The sequence below is a fragment of the Methylocystis echinoides genome, assembly GCF_040687965.1.
Classification (GTDB): Bacteria; Pseudomonadota; Alphaproteobacteria; order Rhizobiales; family Beijerinckiaceae; genus Methylocystis; species Methylocystis echinoides_A.
In genome coordinates this window covers 980,129-999,966 of the sequence record NZ_CP156084.1, presented here as the reverse complement: position 1 = coordinate 999,966, position 19,838 = coordinate 980,129, and the positions used below count along the sequence as shown (strand labels likewise).

Here is a 19,838-nt window from a genome sequence, read left to right as displayed (position 1 = left end):
CGTCACCGCTCCCCTCGCCAAGCGGGCAGAACGTCCCGAAGTTGCCCCACGATCGCGGAAAGCTCACGCGCCGCGTCGATCGTTTCCCACGCGATCGCGCCCGTCTCCTTCTTCATCTGCGCCGCCAGCACCTCCGCCGTCGCGTCTGAGACGTCGTCGACGCGGCGCTCGACGCGCGCCCGTCGCTGCGCCAGATCGACGTCGAGCCAGAAGCCGAAGAAGGGAACGCCGGCCGTTGCGGCCGCCGTCTCGATCGCCGCGCGGTCCTGCGGCCGGTCGAAGACCGCCTCGACAATGACCGGCCAGCCGGCCCTCGCGACGCGGGCGGCGGCGGCGAACATTTCCTCATAAACCCGCTTAGAGACTTCGCTTGTGTAAGCTTGCGGCGGCAGCCGGTCGGCAGGCGCGGCGTTGAAGAGCCGCTTGCGAATCCTGTCGCTGTTCAAAATTCGCGCGGCCGGCGCCGGCGCCAAGCGAGGGGCGAGCGCCGCCGCGATGCTGGACTTGCCCGAGCCGCTGAAGCCGCCGATCGCGACTATGGCCCCCTCGCTGCGGCGGAGCACGGCGCGGGAGAGGTGGAAGAAGGCGCGCGCCGTCTCAGCATGACCCTGCGACGCCTCGACATGCGCGCGGATCGTCGCGCGCAGCGCCATGAAGAAGGGCAGGAGCGGCAACCCGTCGGCTTCGCTTTCGCGCCGCGCGTCCAGATAGCGGTTAAAGGCGACATTGGCGAGCGCGGGCAGGCCCACGCGCCAGAGATCCATCAGCAGAAAGGCGATGTCGTAAAGGACGTCGATCGTCGAAATCTCGTCCGAGAACTCGATGCAGTCGAAGGGCGTCGGTTCGTTCTCGAACAGACAGATGTTGCGCAAATTCAGATCGCCGTGGCAGGGCCGGACACGGCCCTGGGCGCGGCGCGCGTCGATGCGCCCGGCCTGCGCGGCGAGCGCGTCGCGCAAGGCTGCAAGATGCGCGTCGGTTTCCGCCGTGTCGGCGGCAGGGGCCCGCCCCAGGCTTTCCGCCATGCTGTCGACGATGCGCCGCATCGCGTCCGCGCCGCCATGGACCGTGTCCGGCGCCGCCTCGTCATGCGATCCCGCCACGCGTCGCGCCAGCGTCTCGATCATCTCGCCGGTGAGGCGGCCCGTGCGCGCCATATCTTCGAAGAGCGCGTCATCGGCGAAGCGGCGCATCTCCACGACCGCGTCGATAAATTCCCCGGCGCCGTCGAGCGCCAGCGCGCCGTCGGGCTCGCGCGTGACGCGCCGCACGCCGAGATAGAGCCCGGCCGAAAAGCGCTGGTTGAACGCCACCTCCCGCGCGCACATCTCGAGGCGCAGGGCGCGCGTCGAAAAATCCAGGTAGGGCAGACGCACGGCGCGCTTGAGTTTGTAGACGCGGTCGGCGCCCAGCAGGACGATTGAAATATGCGTCACGATCCGCCGCGGCGCGCCGAGCGTCTTTGAGAGGAAATCGACGATTTCCTGCTGGGGATCTCGGTCAGTCATCGCTGAATTGCTCGAAAAAGGCGGTCTTGGCGAAATGCGCGAGGATGGCGTAGCCGAGCAAGAAGAGACCGATCGCCGGCCAATAAGACCAGGGCAGGGGCGTAAAGCCAAAGATTGCGGCCAGAGGCGAATAGGGAAGGCTCGCGCCAATCAGGCAGACGACGATCGTCGTGAGCAGCAGCGCATTGCTCGCCCGGCTCTCGATGAACGGGATCTTGCGCGTGCGGATGATGTGAATGATGAGCGTCTGGGTGAAGAGCGATTCGACAAACCAGCCGGTTTGAAAGAGCTGGGGCTTTTCCCACGCGTTGAAAGCGACGAGCATCAGGATGAAGGTCGCATAGTCGAAGATCGAACTCACCGGCCCGAGATAGAGCATGAATTTGGCGATGCCGCCAATGTCCCATTTTCGCGGGCGCGCCAGAAATTCCTCGTCGACGTTATCGGTCGGGATGGCCGTCTGGGAGAAATCGTAAAGCAGGCTATTCGTCAGAATCTGGATCGGCGTCATCGGCAGGAAGGGCAGGAAGACGCTCGCGCCGAGCACGCTGAACATATTGCCGAAATTCGAGCTTGCGCCCATGCGCACATATTTGAGGATATTGGCGAAGACCTTGCGGCCCTCGAGCACGCCGTCGTTCAGCACGGCGAGGCTCTTTTCGAGCAGAATAATATCGGCGGATTCGCGGGCGATGTCGACCGCCGTATCGACCGAGATGCCGACGTCGCCGGCTTTCAACGCCGGGCCGTCATTGATCCCGTCGCCGAGATAGCCGACGACATGGCCTTGTCTGCGCAGCGCCGCGACGACGCGCGCCTTCTGCGGCGGCGACAGCTTGGCGAAGACCGTCACGTTAGAAACGCAGGCGGCGAGCGCGGCGTCGTCCATCGCGTCGAGGTCGGCGCCGAGCAGCAGGACGTCGATGTCGAGGCCGACGTCCCGGCAGACCTTGCGCGTGACGATGTCATTGTCGCCGGTAAGAATCTTCACGGCGACGCCGCCCTTGCGCAGATCGGCGATGGCGCGCGCGGCGCTCTCCTTCGGCGGGTCGAGAAATGCGATATAGCCGAGAAGCGTCAGCTCTCTCTCGTCCGCCGCCGTGAAGACCGACTGCTGCGGCGGAACCGTGCGATAGGCGACCGCGATCACGCGAAAGCCGTCGGCGTTGAGTTCGGCCGTCTCGCGCTGGGCGGTTTCGAGATGTGAAGGATCGAGGGCGCCGCTTGCCTCCGCGGTCTCGAACCAGCTGGCGACGGCGAAGATCTCTTCGACCGCGCCCTTGCAGATCAGCAGGCGTTGGCCGTCGTCGCTATCGACCACGACCGAGAGGCGGCGACGGTCGAAGTCGAAAGCAATTTCGTCGATCTTTTTGAAACTATGGCGAGGCGCGAGCCTTTCCTCGATCTCCGCGTGCTGAAGAACCGCGACGTCGAGCAGATTGCGAAGCCCCGACTGGAAATGGCTGTTGAGATAGGCGAACTCCAGCACCCGGTCGAAATTCTGGCCGTAGATGTCGAGATGGCGCTTGAGGATGATGCGGTCCTGGGTGAGCGTGCCGGTCTTGTCGGTGCAGAGCACGTCCATGGCGCCGAAGTTCTGGATGGCGTTCAAGCGCTTGACAATGACCTTTTCGCGCGAAATGGCCATGGCGCCCTTGGCGAGATTGACCGTGACGATCATCGGCAGCATTTCCGGCGTGAGGCCGACGGCGACGGAAATGGCGAAGAGAAACGCCGCGAGCCAGTCCCCCTTGAAATAGCCGTTGATGAAAAACACGGCCGGCGCCATCACCGCCATGAAGCTGATCATCAGAAGGGTGAACTTCTTCACGCTTTCGTCGAAGGCGGTCGAGTCGTCCGCTTCAGCGATCCGGTCGGCGATCTCGCCGAAAAGCGTGCCCGCCCCCGTGACGAGAACGACCGCCTCGCCATAGCCGCTCACCACATTGGAGCCCATGAAGGCGAGACAGGAGGCCTCGAAAGGCTCATGCGCCTGCGCGGCCGCGGCGAATTTTTCGACCGGCATTGACTCGCCGGTGAGCGCCGATTGATTGATGAAGAGATCCTTCGCTTCGATAAGCCGCACGTCGGCGGGGATCATGTCGCCCGCCGCGAGGCGCACGATGTCGCCGGGGACGAGCGCTTCGAGCGACGTTTCGACGAAGGGGTCGCCGCCGGAGTCGGGGCGACGCACGGAAACGTGGGTGCGCACCATGGCGCGGAGTTTTGCCGCAGCCGAGTTGGAGCGATGCTCCTGCACGAAGGCCAGCAGCACGCTGAGCACGACGATCGCCGAAATGACAATCGCGGCGCGCTGGTCGCTCAGCGCGAAGGAGGCGGCGGCGAGCGTCAGCAGCAGACCGTTCAACGGATTGAAGACATGCCGCGCCAAGAGGCGCAGGGCGCCGCCCGCCGCCTCGCGCGCGACGCGATTCGGCCCGAAGCGCTTCAGCCGCCGCGCCGCCTCGGTCTCCGAAAGCCCTTCCGGGGAGGCGCGCAGCTTGCGGAACAGCGCGTCGAGACTGACCGAGGAGGCTTGGACGAGCCTTGCGCGCGCGGCTTTGTCTTCATGGGGGCGAAAATTCATCCCGCTCCTCTTGGGCCAGATGGCCAAGCTCACGTCCAGGGTCACTGCCGGCCTGCAGGATAGAGAGCCGTCTCAATGGGAAAGTCCAGTGATCCTGTGACCGCCGAACGGGTCATCGTCAACACGACGCGCATATCGACGGGGACCGGCGAAGGTCGCGGCGGCCCGTCCGGGCCTCCTCGTCTCTAAGCCTTGCGGCGTCTGCGGAGCGCCGAGAGCGGCAGGCCAATGACGCTGCGAAGGCCGCCGATGTCGAAGGCGAAAGCGAGCGCGCCATACACGCCCGCGCCCACGACGAGTTGGAGGGAGAGAGTCGTGGCCCCGGGCGGCAAGGCGCGTAGCGGCAAGCCCGCGCCGATCATGACCGCAGTCGCGGCGATCGCGCCGAAAATGTCTCGCGCGCGCGGCCACACGGGCTCGAGCAGAAAGAGCATCGTCACCAGAGCGATGAGCCCGCTCATGCTCGAAATGGATTGCGCCGCGGCGAAGCGCGCGGCGCCCGGCGCCGGCGGCAAGAGCGCGAGGGACAGGAGGTTGGCGATCACCGCGACGAGCGCCGCAATGACGAGCGGCGCGAGACGATGCGCGAGCTGAAAGGCGGTGGCGACGCCGTAATTCAGCATGCCGAAAGCGAAGAAGGCGGGCGTCATCAGGGCGAAATAGGCGGCGAAGGCCCCATGGAACGCCCGCGGCGCGAACAGCGCCTCGAAGCTCGGCAGAATGAGCCAGGCGCCCGCGACCGCCGGCAGCAGCAGGGCGAAGACGACGCCGAGATTGCGCGAAATCTGCGCGCGCCCCGCGTCCGCGCCGAGCGTCGTCTCCCGATGCACCGCAATCTGAAACAAGACGACGTCGATCGCGGAGCCGACCGCGCCGACGACGCGGACCCCCGTCTCGAAGGCGAGCGACAGAAGCCCCACTTCCGCAAAGCCGTCGAGGCGCGAAAGCAGCGCGCGGTTGGCGAGCGGCACGCTCTGATAGAGCACGGCCGCGAGTATGATTGGCAGCCCATAAGCAAGATAGCGCCGCAGGCGCGCGGCCTCGGCCTTGTGAAAGCTCGTTCCCGGATCGATGAGGGTGCGGCGAGCGACGACGACGGCGCCGGCGACCGACGCCATCATGCCGATGAGCGCCGCTTCGGCGGAGCGAAAGACGAAGGCCCCGCCGACCGTGAAAATCAACGCCAGGCCGTTCTTGGCGATCACCAGGGCCCCATAGGCGCGGTTTTGGAAGCGGGCGCGTAGAAGAGCGGCCGAGACGTCGAACGAGGCGTTGGAAAGCGAGGCGCCCACGGCGAGCGCCGCGAGATCGGGCGCAAGCGGCAGGCAGGGGCGCAAAATCCACAGCGAAAAGGAGAGAAGAACGGCGAAACCGGCGAGCGCCGCGAAGGCGGCGTCGAGCGTCGAACGAATCTCGGGGCGTTCGTGTCGGTCGCGCTCGGCGTAAAAGCGCGTCGCGGCGAGGCGCAGCCAGTCGAAAACGAGCGTCTGAAAAACGACCGCGACGGCCAGCGCCAGCATGAAGCGGCCATATTCGGATGGTCCCAGCGCCTTCGCCACCATCAGGGCGACGGCGAAGTTCATCAGGCTGTTGAGAAGAAAGGGCGCCATCATCTCCATGGCGGGCGCCCCGGAGGGGGGAGCAGAAGCGTCAAAGCTGGAATCTCAGGCCGACGAGATAGACATTCGCCGTGTAGTCGGCGTTGGGGAAGGAGCTGTCGAGCAGCTCGTGCATGTAGCTGGCGCGAAGCGAGACGCTGCGGGTCACCTTGTATTCGAGCTTCGCGCCGAGATTGGCGCCGCGTTCGCGCACATCCGTTCCCTGGTAGTTGTTGACAAAATAAGCGCCGGTGAGCGTGACGTTGAGATTGCGCAGGAGGTCGTGCGAGAGGGTGGCGCTGATCGCGCGAGAGAGCGCGCCGCTCGCATAGGCGAGAGTCGTTTCGTTCATGCTCGTGGTCCCGCGCAGGGTCACGGTCGTCAACGCCGAGGGCGTGTAAATCAGCGCGGCGTCGATCACCGGCCCGCGAAGCGGCGGCAGGCGTGGATCGACATAGTCGCGTTGCCCGTAGCCGCCGGAGATCTCTCCCCTGACGAGCGACGTGACATTGACGTCGGCGCCGCCGCGCAGGATGTAGCCTTTGCTGTCGCGATAGAATCCATTGGGGTCGACGGGGGAATCGTGCACGCGCCGGTCGATCGTTCCCTCGACGAAGGGCTTGAGGTCGGGCGTCGCCTCATAGGCGACGCGCGCCAGGACGCCGTAACCATTGTAGCTCGTGCTCGCCAGATTGAAGGTGGAGCCGTCGGAATATTGCGCGTTCTGGTACCAGACCCGGTCATAGGTTCCGCGCAGCGAGACAGCGAACCGCCCGAGTTTGAGCGTCGGCCCCGCCTGCGTCCCGAAACCCAGAACCACCGGGCGGTTGATCACATAGACTCTGGGCTCGCCCGACGCGAGCGTCGGCGCGCCGGGGCGCAGGGTGTCGAGCGACATGCGACTGCGCAGGTCGATGGCGAGGTCCCGGGTCACGTCGTAGCGCGCCGCCGACTCGCCAGTCGCGTCCGGTCGGCTGGCGCTGGCATAGTTGAAATATTCCGAGTAGCCGCCGCGCAGTTCGCCTTCGAGACTATGGCGGTCCCAGTCGGATTTGACCTTCACGCCGCCCTCGCCGCGCACGAACGGCGACGGCCTGTGATTATAGCCGGGGGCGATGCGGTTGGGATTGTCGTCATAGCCGCTGCTCGCCTGGACGTATGGGAAAATCAGGGTCGATCCCACCGGGACGCCGAGCGGGTCGAACGGGTTCTGCTCCCGTCCGGGCTTCGGCCTCCCGGCCTTGGGGGCGGGCGACGTCGCAACGGTCGGGGCCGGCGCGGCGCGCGCCGTCGCCGGGCGCTGCCGCAGGCTCTGCCGCGCGGCATAGGAGGTTCGATAGGGCTCGAGCGGCGGCAGCGGATTTTTGGGCGAGAAGACCGGCGGATAGGCGACGCGGGGCGGCGGATAAGGCTTGGGGAGGGGCGGGCGCGGCTTGCCGAAGTTGGCGGCGGTGGAGACGGGCGGATCGCTTTCCCGGATGGGGCCGCGCAGCAGCGGCGCAGGCTGCGCCGGGATCGAGACGGGCTCGTCGGTCCGCGCCCGCGCCGCGGTTGACGCCGCCGCCGCTGTCCCGGCGAGCGCCGTCGACGCCGCGCAGAGCGCGGCGACGGCCATCCGGCTGCGCGGGTGTTGAGGCGGCACGTCATCCCTCGCCAAGGCGCGCGAAAAAAAAAGCGTAAGCGCAGCCTTAGCGTTAGGGGCCTATGGTTAACGCAACCTTACCGGCGGACCTACTCCATGCCGAGGGCGGAGAGGTAAAGACCGAGAATCTCTTCTTCTTCCTCGCGCTTGTGCTTGTCCTGCCGGCGCAGCGACACGATCTTGCGCATCACCTTCGGGTCGAAGCCCGTGCCTTTCGCCTCGGCGTAAACATCCTTGATGTCGTCCGAGATGGCGCGTTTTTCCTCCTCGAGCTTTTCGATTCGCTCGATGAAGGCGAGCAGATGGCCGCCGTCGACGGCGTTGGTGTCCATGTCGTTATCCTGCGAAGATTGCGCCGGAAGCCGCGTCGCGCCCGCCGGGAGTGGCCGCGAGGCTTGCGACAGCTTCTTGACCTCGTCAAGGCGCGCGTCCGCCTAATCCCCATAATCCCAAGCATGGACCTTCGCGCTCCTGCGGCGCGGCGGCCTTGAAAGCCTTTCGCGCGCGTCCGACATTGGATCGACGCCAGGCCGACTTCGGCCCGCGCGCATCTGGAGCCAAGACATGAGCGGCGACTTTCGTGGGGATTACCCGGGCGGCGCGCCCTATTCGCGCCCGCAGCCTCAGGCCCCCTACATCCCGGCGGCGGCGCTCGAGGGCGTGCGCACGCGCCGGATCATGGCCGTGGGCCTGGATCTGATCCTGGTCTCGGGACTCTCGGTGGCGCTGTTCTTCGCGCTCTTCATCCTGAGCTTCGGCATGTCGGCGCTGCTGCTGCCGCCGATCTTCCCGCTCGTCGCGTTCTTCTATAACGGGCTCACCGTTTCGGGCTGGCGCATGGCGACGCCCGGCATGGCGTTCATGGATCTGGAAATGCGCACCATGCAGGGCGCGCCGGTTCCCTTCCTGCAGGCGGCGGTCCACGCCGTGCTTTTCTACGTGACGTGGATGTTTCCGCCTCTGTTCCTGACCTCTTTCGTGACCCGCGACAAACGCTGCCTCCATGACATTTTGGCGGATGTGATCGTTTTGAGGCGCTCGGCCTGAAAAAGAGACATTGGCGGGCCGCCGGTCGCCGCCCTATTCTCGAAAGAGCGAGCCAGCGAACGAGACGAGCGTGACCAGAGAACCTCGTGATGCGCCACAATTTTACCTCACCTCGCCGGCGCCCTGCCCCTATCTGCCGGGCCGGGCGGAGCGCAAGGTGTTCACGCATCTCATCGGGCTGCGGGCTCCTGCGCTCAATGATTCTCTGACCCAGGCGGGCTTCCGTCGTTCGCAGACCATCGCCTATCGGCCGGCCTGCGAACATTGCCGGGCCTGCGTCTCGGTCAGGGTCAAGATTGCCGACTTCATCGTCTCGCGCGGCCTGCGCCGCGTGCAGCGGCGCAACGCCGACGTCATGGGCGAAGCGCGCCCGGCGCGCGCGACGCCCGAGCAATATGCGCTGTTCCGGCGCTATGTCGGCGCGCGCCACGCCGATGGCGGCATGGCCGACATGAGCATGGTCGATTATCAGATGATGATCGAGGACAGCCATGTGGACACGCGACTCATCGAATATCGGCTGCCGGCCGACGCGCCCGGCGCCGACGCCGACCGCCTCGTCGCCTGCTGCCTGACGGACCGGCTCGCCGACGGCCTGTCCATGGTCTATTCCTTCTACGAGCCCGACTTCGAGCCGCGCTCGCTCGGCGCTTTCATGATTCTCGACCATATGCGCCGGGCCGAGGCCGCGGGGCTGCCGCATCTCTATCTCGGCTATTGGGTCGAGGGCTCGCGCAAGATGGCCTATAAGGCGCGCTTCCTGCCGCAGGAGCGGCTCGGTCCGGAAGGCTGGACGCGGATTGGGTGAGGGCGCTTTACTTTTTGTGAACCATGCGCCCAAAGGCTTCGGTAAGGTAACTTTTTTGCAAGTGCTGGTAAGCGATTGTCTCTCACGAAGAGGCTCGCCATGCTGGTTTTTTCGATTGCATTCGCCTTGCTCGGCGTCACGGGGGCGATTTTGCTGAACGCCCGGCGCCGTCTCCTTGCGCTCGACGCGAGCTGCGCGGCCGCGGCGGCCGAAGTGGAGGTGCAGGCGTTGCGGCTGCACGCGCTGTTTCCGGCGCTCGTCGGCCTGATGCGCGCCTTCGCGCCAGAGGAGCGCGTGGCGATCGACGCCGTCGCTCTGGCCTATGCCGGCGCCCGGCGCGCGCATTCCCCACAAGCCAAGCTCTTCGGCGAAACCCGCCTCACGGACGGCGTCCACGCCCTCCTCGGCCGTGCGCAGGCGGTTCCGCACATCCACAATCTCGAGGATTTTCGGGAGCTTCGGCAGCGGATGGACGACGCCGAGCGCACGCTCGCCGCGGCCCGCCGCCAGCTCAAGGCGACAACCGACGCCTATAATTCGGCGCTCGGCCAATTCCCCGAGAGCCTTTTCGCGAAGCGGCTGCGGCTCGCCCCGCGAGTCTTCTATGACATTGGCGTCGACGAGCCCGCTGAGGAGGCCTAAAGTCAAGACCAAGTTTTTTCGGCCGCCCCGCGGGCGGCCACAAAATCGCCGGCTGTTCGAGCTTTGTTAAGGTTAACAGCCGCGAACTTGAAAAACCGAATCGGCGCTGCGCCGCCGCGGCGCCTTCATATTCTCTCCGCAGCCGCGGAACTGACTGCGACTGGAGCGACTCGTGAAAAAAATACCGATTTTGCCGCTTTCTCTTACGCTTGCGCTGGGCGCGGCGCTGCCCGCGCTGGCCGAGACCGGACAGGCCGAATGGGCCCAGCGCTACGACGCCGACGCGCGTCTGACGGTGTCGCGCTCGACGACGCCCATTCTTTCTGAACAGACGGTCGCGGCGACCGAGGCCGCGATCGAGCGCTACCGCCAGATCGTCGAGACGGGCGGCTGGCCGGCGGTGCCCAATCAGACCTTGCGGCTCGGCTCCAACGGCGCGGCCGTTTCGGCGCTGCGCCGTCGCCTGATCGTCTCCGGCGACATTGGCGCCGAGACCGGCACGAGCCCGATTTTCGATTCTTACGTCGAGGCCGGCGTGCGCCGTTTTCAGGCCCGCCACGGCATCATCGAGACCGGCGTCGTCAACCAGCAGACGCTCGCGGCGCTGAACGTTCCCGCCGAAACCCGCCTGCGCCAGCTCGAGACCAATCTTGTGCGCCTGCGCAGCTTCTCGCACGAGCTCGGGGCGCGTTACGTCACCGCCAACATTCCGGCGGCGCAGGTCGAGACGGTCGAGAACGGACAGGTCGTCACCCACCACATCGCCGGCGTCGGCAAGATCGACCGTCAATCCCCGGTGATGCAGACCAAGGCCTATCAGGTCAATTTCAACCCGTTCTGGACCGTGCCCGCCTCGGTGATCCGCAAGGATCTCATCCCCAAGATGCAGGCCGACCCCAACTATCTGCACGACAACCACATCCGCGTTTACAACAAGGAAGGCCAGGAGCTGCAGCCGGAGCAGATCAACTGGCGCTCGCTCGACGCGCTCAATTACAAGTTCCGCCAGGACATCGGCGGCGACTTCAACTCGCTCGGCGTGGTGCGCATCGACATCGCCAATCCTTACGGCGTCTATATGCACGACACGCCGGCCAAGGGCGTCTTCGGCGACGATTTCCGCTTCGTCTCGTCGGGCTGCATCCGCCTCCAGAACGTGCGCGACTATGTGGCCTTCCTGCTGCGCGAGACGCCGGGCTGGGACCGCGACGCCATCGACCGCGCTATCGCCTCGGGCGAGCGCATCGACGTCAAGATCAACCCGGCGGTCCCGGTCTATTGGGTCTATATCACCGCCTGGGGCACGCCCGACGGCGTCACCCAGTTCCGCGAGGACATTTATCAGCGCGACGGGCTGAACACGGCGCAAATCCAGGCGCCCGACTATTCTCAGGCGCAGACGCCGGCGCCGACGCCGGTCGCGCAGCAGGCGGCGGCCCCGCGCGGCGGACGGCTGCTGCCGCGCGACGAAGAGAACTGATCGAACTGCGGCCCCGCCTCTAGCGGGAGGGGCCGCCTCGCGGCAAACGCAAGCGCGGGCGTCCTCCTTAAGGGCTCCTACCGCGTAATGAGCCGCGCGCCCCGGTGGAAAGTGAAATAGGCGGCGATCCAGCTGATCGCCACGAACAGCCGGCTGCGCAGATTGACCAGAAAATAGACGTGGACGACGCTCCAGAAGAGCCACCCCACGAAACCCGTCAGCTCGAGGCGCCCGAGCTTCACAATGGCGGACTTTCGGCCGATCGTCGCGAGATTTCCATGATCGCGGTAGCGGAACGGCTTTCTGGGCCTCTCGCCGCGCAGGCGACGGCGGATGGCGCGGCCGGCGTACCAGCCCATCTGCTTGGCCGAGGCCGCGAGCGCCGGGACGGAAACCCCGTCCGGTCCCGTGACATGGGCGAGATCGCCGACGACATAGACGTCGGGGAATCCCGCGACCGTCAGCTCGGGTCCTACCGGAATGCGCCCGGCGTCATCGCCCGCGACGCCGAGCCAGTTCGCCGCGGGCGAGGCGCGCACGCCCGCCGCCCAAAGAACGACGCCGGCGGGGATTTCCTCACCTGCGGCGACGGCCCCGGCGGGGCGCACCTCGGCCACGGCGGCTTCCGTCCGCACCTCGACGCCCATGCGTTCGAGCGCGCGGCGGGCATAGGTCGACAGCCGCTCGGGGAAGGCGGAGAGGAGCCGCGGTCCCGCCTCCAGCAGGAGGATGCGCGCCCGCGCCGGGTCGACGCGATGGAACTCCGGGGGCAGGGTTCGTCGCGCCAGCTCTGAGATGGCGCCGGCGAGCTCCACTCCCGTCGGTCCGCCGCCGACGATGACGAAGGTCAAGAGCCGCGCCCGCGCCAGCGGGTCGACGCTCGCTTCCGCCTGTTCAAAGGCCGCAAGCAGGCGGCTGCGGATCAGCGTCGCGTCGTCGATTGATTTCAAGCCCGGCGCGAGCCGCGCCCAGTCGTCGTGGCCGAAATAGGAATGGGCGGCGCCGGTCGCGATAATCAGAAAGTCATAGGCGATGTCGACCACGCGGGTCTTGACGGTCTTTCGCGCCGTATCGATCCCTTCGACGGCGAGCATCAGCACGGTGACGTCCGGACGCCCTCGCATTACATAGCGGATCGGCCAAGCGACGTCGGGCCCGGCGAGGGCGGCCGTCGCGACCTGATAGAGCAGGGGCTGGAAACAATGGTGGTTCTGGCTGTCGAGCAGCAGGATCCTGGCGCCGCTCCCCTTCAGGGCCTGCGCCGCGGCGATTCCCGCGAACCCGCCGCCGATAATGATGACGCGGGGCGGGCGGTCGGTAAAGGTCATGGGCGGGCGTCCCGGGAGCGATCCCCGCAACAGCTAGCCCGCGAAAGGCGTCTGAAAAGTCTTTTTTCGAAGAGGGTGCGCGCGGCTCAGCGTTGACGAGCCGCCTCCGCCGCCTCGTCGGGCAAGCTGGCGACCGGGGAGGAAAGCGCCGATTTCTGCCGCTCGGCGCGCCACACGCCGCCGCACATGTCGGTCGAGGAGGACCAGGCGCCCGAGCCTCTGGCGCCCTTCAACAAGCCGTGGAAACGCACGACGTGCTGGCCTTCGCCGGTGAAGCGCGCGACGATATTGCCGGTCTCGTCGACATAGCCCCAGCTTGCGACGCGGGAGCCCGTCGATTCCGCAATCCTGTTGTCGGCGACGGTCAAATCCGAGGGGATCAGCGTCGGACACTCGCCGACGGTCGTGGTCGCCTCGATGCTCCAGGAGCCATTGGGATCGGTTGGTCCCGTCGCCGCCGCGGGCGCGGCCGGCTTGCGATGCGTGTGGGGCTTCGCCAGGGCGCCGCCCGCCGCGAGGGACGCCGCCACGGCCACGACAAAAAATCTCATTTGGCCTCCTCCAGCGCGCGCTGCAGCACGTCATACATGTCGCAGCCGACGTAGATGAATTCAGTGACGCCCGCGTTGCGCAGCGTCTCCTCCAACTCGCCCGGCCGCCCGGCGGAATAGAGCTTGGCGCCGGCGCCTTTCAGCGCAAGCGCGGCCGGCGACGCAGCATCTGCATAAATCCGATCCGACGCGCACAGGCAAGCGAGTTTTGCGCCAGACGCCCGGAAAGCGGCCGTCAAATCCGCGGTCGACTCCGTCTCGGGGCCGAAAACGGCTTCGATTCCGCCCGCTTCGAAGAAGTTCTTGGCGAAGTTGGCGCGCGCCGTGAAAGCTGCGACCGTGCCGAGATTGGCAAGGAAGATTTTCGGCCGACTGCCGCTTTTCTGGGCGCAGGCGTCGGACTCGTCGCGCAGCCGCTCGAAGGGCTGAGAAAGGCGGTGGGGCGGCAGCGGCGTGGTCTTGATCGCGCCGGCGGGCGCATCGGCCGACTGGCGTGACGCGTCGAAGGGCGCGAGGACGTCGAGCGGCTTTTCGTGAATGTCGGGGAACTCGTTGGCCCCGATCACCTTTTCTTTCGCGCGGGCCGCTCGCTTGGCGCGTTCGCCGGCGGTCGCCGCCACGCGGCCCTGGAAGGTCCCCTTTTCGAGCGCCGCCGGCAGGCCGCCGTCGGCCTCGATCTCCTGGAAGGCGGCCCAGGCGCGCGCGCAGAGCTCCTCCGTCAGGGACTCGAAGCCGCCCGCCCCGCTCGTCGGGTCGTCGACGACGTCGATATGGGACTCGTCCTGCAAGACGAGCTGCGTGTCGCGGGCGAGGCGGCGGGCGAAGCCGTCGGCGACGCCGGAAGCCTGGGTGAAGGGCAGGACGGTGATCGTGTCCGCGCCGCCAACCGCCGCCGAGAAGGTCGCGAGCGTGCCGCGCAAGATGTTGTTCCAGGGGTCGCGGCGCGACATATTCCGCCAGGCGGTTTCGGCGAAGATCAGGACGGGCTTGGGAGAAAGTCCGCAGGCTTCCTCGACGCGGGCCCAGAGGCGGCGCGCGGCGCGGAACTTGGCGACGCCGAGAAATTCGTCGGCGTCGGCCGCCAAGCGCAGCGCGATGAGCGACCGCGCCGTCTCGACGTCGAGGCCATTGTCGGTCAGCGCGCGCAGATAGGCGACGCCGGCGGCAAGGGCGAAGGCGAGCTCCTGCGTCTCCGAACCGCCTGCGGCGTGGATCACGCGCGCGTCGGCGACCGCCACGCCCGCCCCGAAGCCGGCTTTGGCGATCGTCTTCACCGCCTCGGCGAAGCTCTTCGCGCCTTGCGCCCAGGGGGCCGGCGCAAAGCCGTGCAGCGCCTGCAGGCCGAGCGGATCGAGGCCGAAGGAGATGCGCGTGATCGACGGCTCGATGTGATGGCTGTCGACGTAGCGCATGATCGCCGCCGCGGCGTTCGGCGCGCGCGGGGAGGCTTCGACGAGCAGGGGGATGCCGTAATCGAGGCGAACGTTCTCGAGGAGATGCGCGATCGTAGCGTCGCCGTCGCTCGTCAGGCCCGCCCCATAGGCGCCCTGCGATCCGGCGAAAACGATATGAAGGCCGTCGGCGCCGCCTTCGAGATCTTCGAGCGCAAGCTTGTTGGCGGCCTCGGCGTCGGCGAGGTCGACGCGCCCGAGGATCGACCAGCGGCCCGGCGTGCGGCGCAGCGCCCGCGGCCCGGCGTCCCTGGCGCGGGGGTAGAGCGGGGCGAGGGCCGCGCCGTCATAGGTCTTCGAGATGAGCGCGTCGAAGGAGCCGCCTTTCAGGGCCTTGTCGACGAGTTTGCGCCACTGCTCCTCGGTCGGCTGTGGAAAAACCCCGGCAATGGCTGTCTCATTGGCGCTCATGTCGTGCTGACCCCTCATGTTTTGCGGGGCCTTTTGCCACGAAGCGCCCGCTGGGGGAAGCGGCCCGCCGCCGCAGGGCCCGGGCCGGGCTTTATTTTCGCGCCCAAAACCCGTAACCAAGGCGCACCCGCGCGCCAGGCGGGGGGCGCGAGGACCGCCTGCCTGCGTCAATGCGCCGCGCGCGGCGCAAAGCTTGAAAAAGCGCCGCGCGAAGGACCTTGCTCTTTCGCGGGACCGTGAGACCCAAACGGAGCCATTTCGTGACCGATCAGCCCCAAGACCTTTCCAAGCTGAAGGAAGACATCATCGAAGTCATCGCCTCCGAGGGCATGGTCGACCGCAGCAAGGTCACGCCCGATGCGACGATCGAGAGTCTGGACCTCAAGTCCGTCGACATCGTCATGATCCTCACGGCGCTCGAGGAGAAGTTCAACGTCTACATTCCGATGGATGGATCGTTGCAGGAGGCGAAGACCGTCGAAAGCCTCATCGACGCCATCGCCCAGCACATTCAGAAAGAGCGCGAGACCCAGTAAATGCCGGCTTCGCGCGGGGGAGACCGAGGACGCAGGGTCGTCGTCTCGGGCATGGGCGCCGTCTGCGCCTCGGGCGTCGGCGCGCGCAGGCTGTGGGAAGCCGCGCGCGACGGCGTCTCGCAAATCCGTCCCCTCAAGACGGAGCGCCCCTATGACGGGCGCATCAAGATCGCCGCGCAAGTGCCGGATTTCGATCCCGCCGCCTACATCGAGCCTGCCGTCCTGCCTTTCTGCGACCCCTTTACGCAATTCGCGGTGGTCGCGGCGGACGAGGCGATGGCGCAGGCGGGGCTCAGCCGCGCCGACGTCGCCGGGCCGCGCACCGCCGTCATCATGGGCACGGGCATCGGCGGGATGACGACCATCGAGGACGGCATCTACAAATACTACGTCGAGCGCACGCGGCCCGACACGCTGAGCGTGCCCAAGCTCATCCCCAGCGCCATGCCGACGACGATCAGCGCGCGCTTTTCGGCGCTGGGTCCGACATTCGCCGTCGGCAGCGCCTGCTCGTCGGCGAGCCAGTCGGTGGGGATCGGCCTGCAGATGATCCGGGCCGGCATGGTCGACAGGGCCATCGTCGGCGGCGCCGAGGCCTGCGTGATCAACGCGACGATCCGCGCCTGGGAGGGCCTGCGGGTGATGACGCCCAATCTCTGCCGCCCCTTCTCCAAGGGCCGCAACGGCATGTCGCTGGGCGAGGGCGGCGCCGTCTTCGTGCTGGAGACGGCGGAGGCGGCGCGCGCCAGGGGCCATGCGCCGCTCTGCGAACTCGCCGGCTACGCCACGACGAGCGACGCCAAGGACCCGGTGCGGCCGGACCTCGACGGGGCGTCGAGCTGCATTGCGCTGGCGCTGGAGGACGCCGGGCTCGCGCCGCGCGACGTGCATTACGTCAACGCGCATGGCACCGCGACCCACGCCAATGACATCACCGAGTCGGAGGCGATCCTGCGCGTCTTCGGCGATTACGGGCGCGACGTGCCGGTTTCGTCCACCAAGCCGATCCACGGCCATGCGCTGGGCGCGAGCGGCGGGCTGGAGCTTGCGATCACCATCGAGGCGCTGCGCGCCCAAACCGTCCCGCCGACCATCAATTTCCTCGAATTCGATTCGAGCTGCCCCATCGACGCCGTGCCGAATGCGGCGCGAGCGCACAAGATCGACGCGGCGATGTCCAATTCCTTCGCCTTTGGCGGCATCAACGCCGTTCTTGTGGTGCGGCATGCCTGAGGCGCAATCGATCCTCGGACCTTTCCGTTTCCGGGTCGACCCGGAGCGTGCAGCCGCCTTTGCGCGCGAGATCGGCGACGACGGCGCAAGCGTGCCGCTGTCCTATCCCGCCATCTGGATCGCCGATCCCAGGCTGTTCGATCCGGTGCGCGCGTTGTGCGCCGCGGAGCGCGTCGTGCCGGTGCACGAGTCGCAGAGCTTTTCCTTCGCGGCCCCGCTCCGCGCCGGGGTCGATTATGACGTGACGGTCGCCCTGCGCCGCGATGAGACGCCGCCGCGCCTGATCCTCGACGCGACGATCGCCGTCGAGGGCGTCGCCATCGCCAAGAGCGAGACAATGCTGCGTCTCGTGCCGCAGGCGAGTTTCGGGGGCGCGGCATGAGCGGCGAGATCGCCGTTGGCGACAAGCTGCCTGAAAGCGTCATCGGCCCCTTCGACGCCGCGGCCCTGACGCGCTATGCGGACGTCTCGGGCGACGACAATCCGCTGCATCTCGACGACGCGCTCGCGGCGAAGATCGGCCTCGCCGCGCCGCCGGTGCATGGCATGAAGCTCCTCGCCGCTTTCGAACCGATGCTGAAAAACTGGCGCGGGGATTTGCAGCTGGTCGGGCTCTCGGCGAAGTTCATTCAGCCGATCCTGCGCGGCGAGACGGTGACGCTCTCCGGCCGGGTGCTGCGCGCGTCGCGCGACGAGATTTTCGTCCGCCTCTTCGCTCATGGCGCCTCGCGCACGCCGGGGATTATTGGCGAGGCGACGCTGCGGCGGGAGACGCCGACATGACGGCGGCAGGTGGATCTCGTCCACGCTCCAAGGGGATTGATTGTTTCGCCGCTCCAATCCCTCTCCCTTACGGGGAGGGTGGCGCGCGAAGCGCGACGGGTGGGGTTCAAGCCGCCACGACTGTCGTTGCGGCCTTACCCCACCCGACCCCGCTGCGCGGGGCCACCCTCCCCGTAAAGGGGAGGGATAAGCCGGCGCCAGCGATGTCGACAAAGCCGCGCGGACGGTTTTGCGGCGAGGCTTTCGGCCCCTCTCGCCCCGGCCGGCAAGAGGGTTTCCGGTGACGCAGCGCCTGCTCATCACCGGCGCCTCGTCGGGCATCGGCCGCGCTCTGGCGCTCGCTTATGCGAAAGACGGCGCGAGCCTTTTCCTGCTCGGCCGCGACGCGGCGCGGCTCGAGGCGGCGGCCGAGGCCTGCCGCGCCGCCGGCGCCGCCGAGGTCGAGGCCCGCGTCGCGGACGTGCGCGACCGCGCGGCGATGGCGCGGCTGGTCGAAGCGGCCCATGCGGCGCGGCCGCTCGACATTCTCGTGGCCAACGCCGGGGTGGCGACGGGCCTGTCGCCGGGGCAGGTGCTCGAGACGCCCGACGCGGTTCGCGCCATGATGGCGATCAACGTCAACGGCGTCTTCAATACGGTCGAGCCGGCGATCCCGGCGATGTGCGGGCGCGGCGGGGGCCAGATCGCGATTGTCGGCTCCATGGCGGGCGTGCGGAGCCTGCCCTATTCGCCCGCCTATTGCGCCGCCAAGGCCAGCGTGCACATGTGGGCCGACTGCCTGCGCGGCCGGCTTGCGCCGCATGGCGTCAAAGTGAGCCTCATCGTGCCGGGCTTCGTCGAGACGCCCATGTCGGCGCGCACCAAATCATGGCAGCCAGGGGCCATTTCGGACGCGAGGGCGGCCGAGATCATCAAGCGGGGCCTCGACCGGCGCCGCCCGGTCATCGCCTTCCCCGGCTACATGTATGTCGCCATGCGCTTCTTCAGCCTGCTGCCGCCGGCGCTGGTCGACGGGGTCATGCGGCGTTTCCATGTCGAGGTGCCCGAATCTCTCGAGCGCGGCGAGGGAACGTGAATCCTGCCGTCATCCTGACATGGGCCGCCGCCCTCTATTGGCTGGCGGCGATGGCGCTTCTTGTGATTTCGGTCGTGGGCACAATCCTGCAGCCGCGCATCGCCGCGCGCCGCGCGGCGCGGCGCGACCAGCCGCCGGTTTCGATCGTGCTGCCGGTCAAGCTTCTCGAGGACGGTTTCGAGCGCACGCAGGAGTCGGCCTTCGCGCAGCTCTACCCGGCGTTCGACGTAACCGTCTCCTCGACCGAGGGGGAGTCCCCGGCCGTGAGAAAAATGCGGGAGATTTTCGCCCGCCACCCCGAACGGCCGGCGCGCGTGCTGCTTTCCACCGCGCGTTTCGCCGCGAGCCCCAAGGTCGATAATCTCTACGCGCCCTTCATGCAGGCCGCTCACGACGTGATCCTCATGAAGGACGCCAATGTGATGCTCGAGCCCGAGGCCTTGGCCGAGCACATCCGCCAGCTGACCGCGGAGGTTGGCCTCGTCTGCGCCATTCCCTATTGCGCCAAGCTCGACAATTTCCCCGCCCATGTCGAGGCGGCGATCATCAACGGCCCGCATGCGCGCATGCTGTTCCTCGCCTCCTGCCTCGGACAGGGGCACGGCGTGGGCAAGATCATGCTGTTTCGGCGTTCGGATTTTCTGCGGGCAGGCGGTTTCGACGCAATCTCGCACACTGTCGGCGAGGACAATGCGCTCGCCAAGGCGATACGCCGAATCGGCAAGCGGCCGGTTTTTTCGCACTGGCCGGTGCGCCAGGAGCTCGGCGCGCGCGCCTTCGCGGACGTTTATCACAGACAAGTGCGCTGGAGCGTGATTCGCCGCAACGACGAGTTGCTGTCCTTCCTGCTGGAGCCGATTTGCCAAGCTTTTCCGGCGGTTATGGCAGGAGGGCTGGCGGCGCCGCTGATTGGCGCGCCGCCTGCCGCGGGCGTCGTCGCCACCTTTCTGGCGTGGTTTGCCCTCGAGACATTGCTTTCCATGGCCAAAGGATGGCAGTTATCTCTAGCGGCGCCAGCGGTTTTTATCGTCCGTGAGGCAATGATGCTCGCGGTCTGGGTGAACGCCTGGATGACCGACCGGGTGGTCTGGGCGAGGGACAAGGTCCACGCGCGCGTCGCGGCGCCGCCGGCGCCTCCCGCGCAAGAAGAAGGATAAC

At 67.3% G+C, this 19,838-nt stretch carries 18 protein-coding genes; 10 read left to right on the top strand and 8 right to left on the bottom strand.

From position 1 onward, the window contains the following. Nucleotides 1–2: 2 nt before the first annotated feature. The 5 genes from RVU70_RS04795 to RVU70_RS04775 form a co-directional block, all read right to left on the bottom strand. Nucleotides 3–1,508, bottom strand: coding sequence for an AAA family ATPase (locus RVU70_RS04795; protein WP_363349936.1), 1,506 nt, complete (start codon nucleotides 1,506–1,508; stop codon nucleotides 3–5). After that, nucleotides 1,501–4,095: a magnesium-translocating P-type ATPase gene (gene mgtA / locus RVU70_RS04790; RefSeq protein ID WP_363349935.1), complete on the bottom strand. Its 2,595-nt coding sequence runs from the start codon at nucleotides 4,093–4,095 to the stop codon at nucleotides 1,501–1,503. Before mgtA ends, RVU70_RS04795 begins: the two co-directional genes overlap by 8 nt. 185 nt (nucleotides 4,096–4,280) lie before the next feature. Beyond that, nucleotides 4,281–5,714, bottom strand: coding sequence for an oligosaccharide flippase family protein (locus tag RVU70_RS04785; protein WP_363349934.1), 1,434 nt, complete (start codon nucleotides 5,712–5,714; stop codon nucleotides 4,281–4,283). Between the two features lie 31 nt (nucleotides 5,715–5,745). Then, the gene (locus RVU70_RS04780) at nucleotides 5,746–7,335 is read right to left on the bottom strand and encodes an outer membrane beta-barrel protein (protein WP_363349933.1); all 1,590 of its coding nucleotides are present in this window, start codon (nucleotides 7,333–7,335) and stop codon (nucleotides 5,746–5,748) included. A gap of 89 nt (nucleotides 7,336–7,424) precedes the next feature. Continuing rightward, a complete protein-coding gene (locus RVU70_RS04775) occupies nucleotides 7,425–7,667 on the bottom strand; it encodes a DUF2312 domain-containing protein (RefSeq protein WP_363349932.1) in 243 nt (80 codons plus the stop codon). 232 nt (nucleotides 7,668–7,899) lie between these two features. On the opposite strand from RVU70_RS04775, the gene RVU70_RS04770 reads away from it, so the two are divergent. The 4 genes from RVU70_RS04770 (at nucleotide 7,900) to RVU70_RS04755 (ending at nucleotide 11,312) form a co-directional block, all read left to right on the top strand. Then, a complete protein-coding gene (locus RVU70_RS04770; RefSeq protein ID WP_363349931.1) occupies nucleotides 7,900–8,382 on the top strand; it encodes an RDD family protein in 483 nt (160 codons plus the stop codon). 70 nt (nucleotides 8,383–8,452) lie between these two features. Then, nucleotides 8,453–9,190 carry an arginyltransferase gene (locus RVU70_RS04765; RefSeq protein ID WP_363349930.1) on the top strand — a complete coding sequence of 246 codons (738 nt, stop codon included), beginning with the start codon at nucleotides 8,453–8,455 and terminating at the stop codon, nucleotides 9,188–9,190. A 99-nt stretch (nucleotides 9,191–9,289) separates the two neighbouring features. Then, a complete protein-coding gene (locus RVU70_RS04760; protein WP_363349929.1) occupies nucleotides 9,290–9,832 on the top strand; it encodes a LemA family protein in 543 nt (180 codons plus the stop codon). A 181-nt stretch (nucleotides 9,833–10,013) separates the two neighbouring features. Beyond that, a complete protein-coding gene (locus RVU70_RS04755) occupies nucleotides 10,014–11,312 on the top strand; it encodes a murein L,D-transpeptidase (RefSeq protein WP_405044874.1) in 1,299 nt (432 codons plus the stop codon). Between the two features lie 77 nt (nucleotides 11,313–11,389). On the opposite strand, the gene RVU70_RS04750 is transcribed toward RVU70_RS04755, so the two are convergent. The 3 genes from RVU70_RS04750 to RVU70_RS04740 all read right to left on the bottom strand — a co-directional run bounded on the left by RVU70_RS04750 (nucleotide 11,390) and on the right by RVU70_RS04740 (nucleotide 15,071). Next, on the bottom strand, nucleotides 11,390–12,640 hold the full coding sequence (locus RVU70_RS04750; protein WP_363349928.1) for an NAD(P)/FAD-dependent oxidoreductase: 1,251 nt from the start codon (nucleotides 12,638–12,640) through the stop codon (nucleotides 11,390–11,392). Nucleotides 12,641–12,726: 86 nt separating this feature from the next. Then, complete coding sequence (locus tag RVU70_RS04745) at nucleotides 12,727–13,191, bottom strand: hypothetical protein (protein ID WP_363349927.1); 465 nt, start codon at nucleotides 13,189–13,191, stop codon at nucleotides 12,727–12,729. Beyond that, nucleotides 13,188–15,071: a methylmalonyl-CoA mutase family protein gene (locus RVU70_RS04740; RefSeq protein WP_405044845.1), complete on the bottom strand. Its 1,884-nt coding sequence runs from the start codon at nucleotides 15,069–15,071 to the stop codon at nucleotides 13,188–13,190. The genes RVU70_RS04745 and RVU70_RS04740 overlap by 4 nt, the downstream gene beginning before the upstream one ends. A gap of 242 nt (nucleotides 15,072–15,313) precedes the next feature. Between RVU70_RS04740 and RVU70_RS04735 the strand changes: the two genes are divergently transcribed. From RVU70_RS04735 to RVU70_RS04710, 6 genes are all read left to right on the top strand, one after another. Continuing rightward, a complete protein-coding gene (locus tag RVU70_RS04735) occupies nucleotides 15,314–15,589 on the top strand; it encodes a phosphopantetheine-binding protein (protein ID WP_363349926.1) in 276 nt (91 codons plus the stop codon). Beyond that, nucleotides 15,590–16,822, top strand: coding sequence for a beta-ketoacyl-[acyl-carrier-protein] synthase family protein (locus RVU70_RS04730; RefSeq protein WP_363349925.1), 1,233 nt, complete (start codon nucleotides 15,590–15,592; stop codon nucleotides 16,820–16,822). Next, nucleotides 16,815–17,204: a hypothetical protein gene (locus RVU70_RS04725; RefSeq protein ID WP_363349924.1), complete on the top strand. Its 390-nt coding sequence runs from the start codon at nucleotides 16,815–16,817 to the stop codon at nucleotides 17,202–17,204. Before RVU70_RS04730 ends, RVU70_RS04725 begins: the two co-directional genes overlap by 8 nt. Continuing rightward, a complete protein-coding gene (locus RVU70_RS04720; protein ID WP_363349923.1) occupies nucleotides 17,201–17,605 on the top strand; it encodes a MaoC/PaaZ C-terminal domain-containing protein in 405 nt (134 codons plus the stop codon). Before RVU70_RS04725 ends, RVU70_RS04720 begins: the two co-directional genes overlap by 4 nt. A gap of 280 nt (nucleotides 17,606–17,885) precedes the next feature. Next, the gene (locus RVU70_RS04715; protein ID WP_363349922.1) at nucleotides 17,886–18,680 is read left to right on the top strand and encodes an SDR family NAD(P)-dependent oxidoreductase; all 795 of its coding nucleotides are present in this window, start codon (nucleotides 17,886–17,888) and stop codon (nucleotides 18,678–18,680) included. Then, nucleotides 18,677–19,837 (top strand): glycosyltransferase, encoded by a 1,161-nt coding sequence (locus RVU70_RS04710; RefSeq protein ID WP_363349921.1) that lies wholly within the window; start codon nucleotides 18,677–18,679, stop codon nucleotides 19,835–19,837. Before RVU70_RS04715 ends, RVU70_RS04710 begins: the two co-directional genes overlap by 4 nt. Nucleotide 19,838: the final 1 nt, after the last annotated feature.

What these genes read in the sequence shown, in the direction of transcription:
- RVU70_RS04795 (WP_363349936.1), bottom strand. Translation starts at nt 1,508, where the DNA reads ATGACTGACCGAGATCCCCAGCAGGAAATCGTCGATTTCCTCTCAAAG.
- mgtA (WP_363349935.1), bottom strand. Translation starts at nt 4,095, where the DNA reads ATGAATTTTCGCCCCCATGAAGACAAAGCCGCGCGCGCAAGGCTCGTC.
- RVU70_RS04785 (WP_363349934.1), bottom strand. Translation starts at nt 5,714, where the DNA reads ATGGAGATGATGGCGCCCTTTCTTCTCAACAGCCTGATGAACTTCGCC.
- RVU70_RS04775 (WP_363349932.1), bottom strand. Translation starts at nt 7,667, where the DNA reads ATGGACACCAACGCCGTCGACGGCGGCCATCTGCTCGCCTTCATCGAG.
- RVU70_RS04770 (WP_363349931.1), top strand. Translation starts at nt 7,900, where the DNA reads ATGAGCGGCGACTTTCGTGGGGATTACCCGGGCGGCGCGCCCTATTCG.
- RVU70_RS04760 (WP_363349929.1), top strand. Translation starts at nt 9,290, where the DNA reads ATGCTGGTTTTTTCGATTGCATTCGCCTTGCTCGGCGTCACGGGGGCG.
- RVU70_RS04750 (WP_363349928.1), bottom strand. Translation starts at nt 12,640, where the DNA reads ATGACCTTTACCGACCGCCCGCCCCGCGTCATCATTATCGGCGGCGGG.
- RVU70_RS04745 (WP_363349927.1), bottom strand. Translation starts at nt 13,191, where the DNA reads ATGAGATTTTTTGTCGTGGCCGTGGCGGCGTCCCTCGCGGCGGGCGGC.
- RVU70_RS04740 (WP_405044845.1), bottom strand. Translation starts at nt 15,071, where the DNA reads ATGAGGGGTCAGCACGACATGAGCGCCAATGAGACAGCCATTGCCGGG.
- RVU70_RS04730 (WP_363349925.1), top strand. Translation starts at nt 15,590, where the DNA reads ATGCCGGCTTCGCGCGGGGGAGACCGAGGACGCAGGGTCGTCGTCTCG.
- RVU70_RS04725 (WP_363349924.1), top strand. Translation starts at nt 16,815, where the DNA reads ATGCCTGAGGCGCAATCGATCCTCGGACCTTTCCGTTTCCGGGTCGAC.
- RVU70_RS04720 (WP_363349923.1), top strand. Translation starts at nt 17,201, where the DNA reads ATGAGCGGCGAGATCGCCGTTGGCGACAAGCTGCCTGAAAGCGTCATC.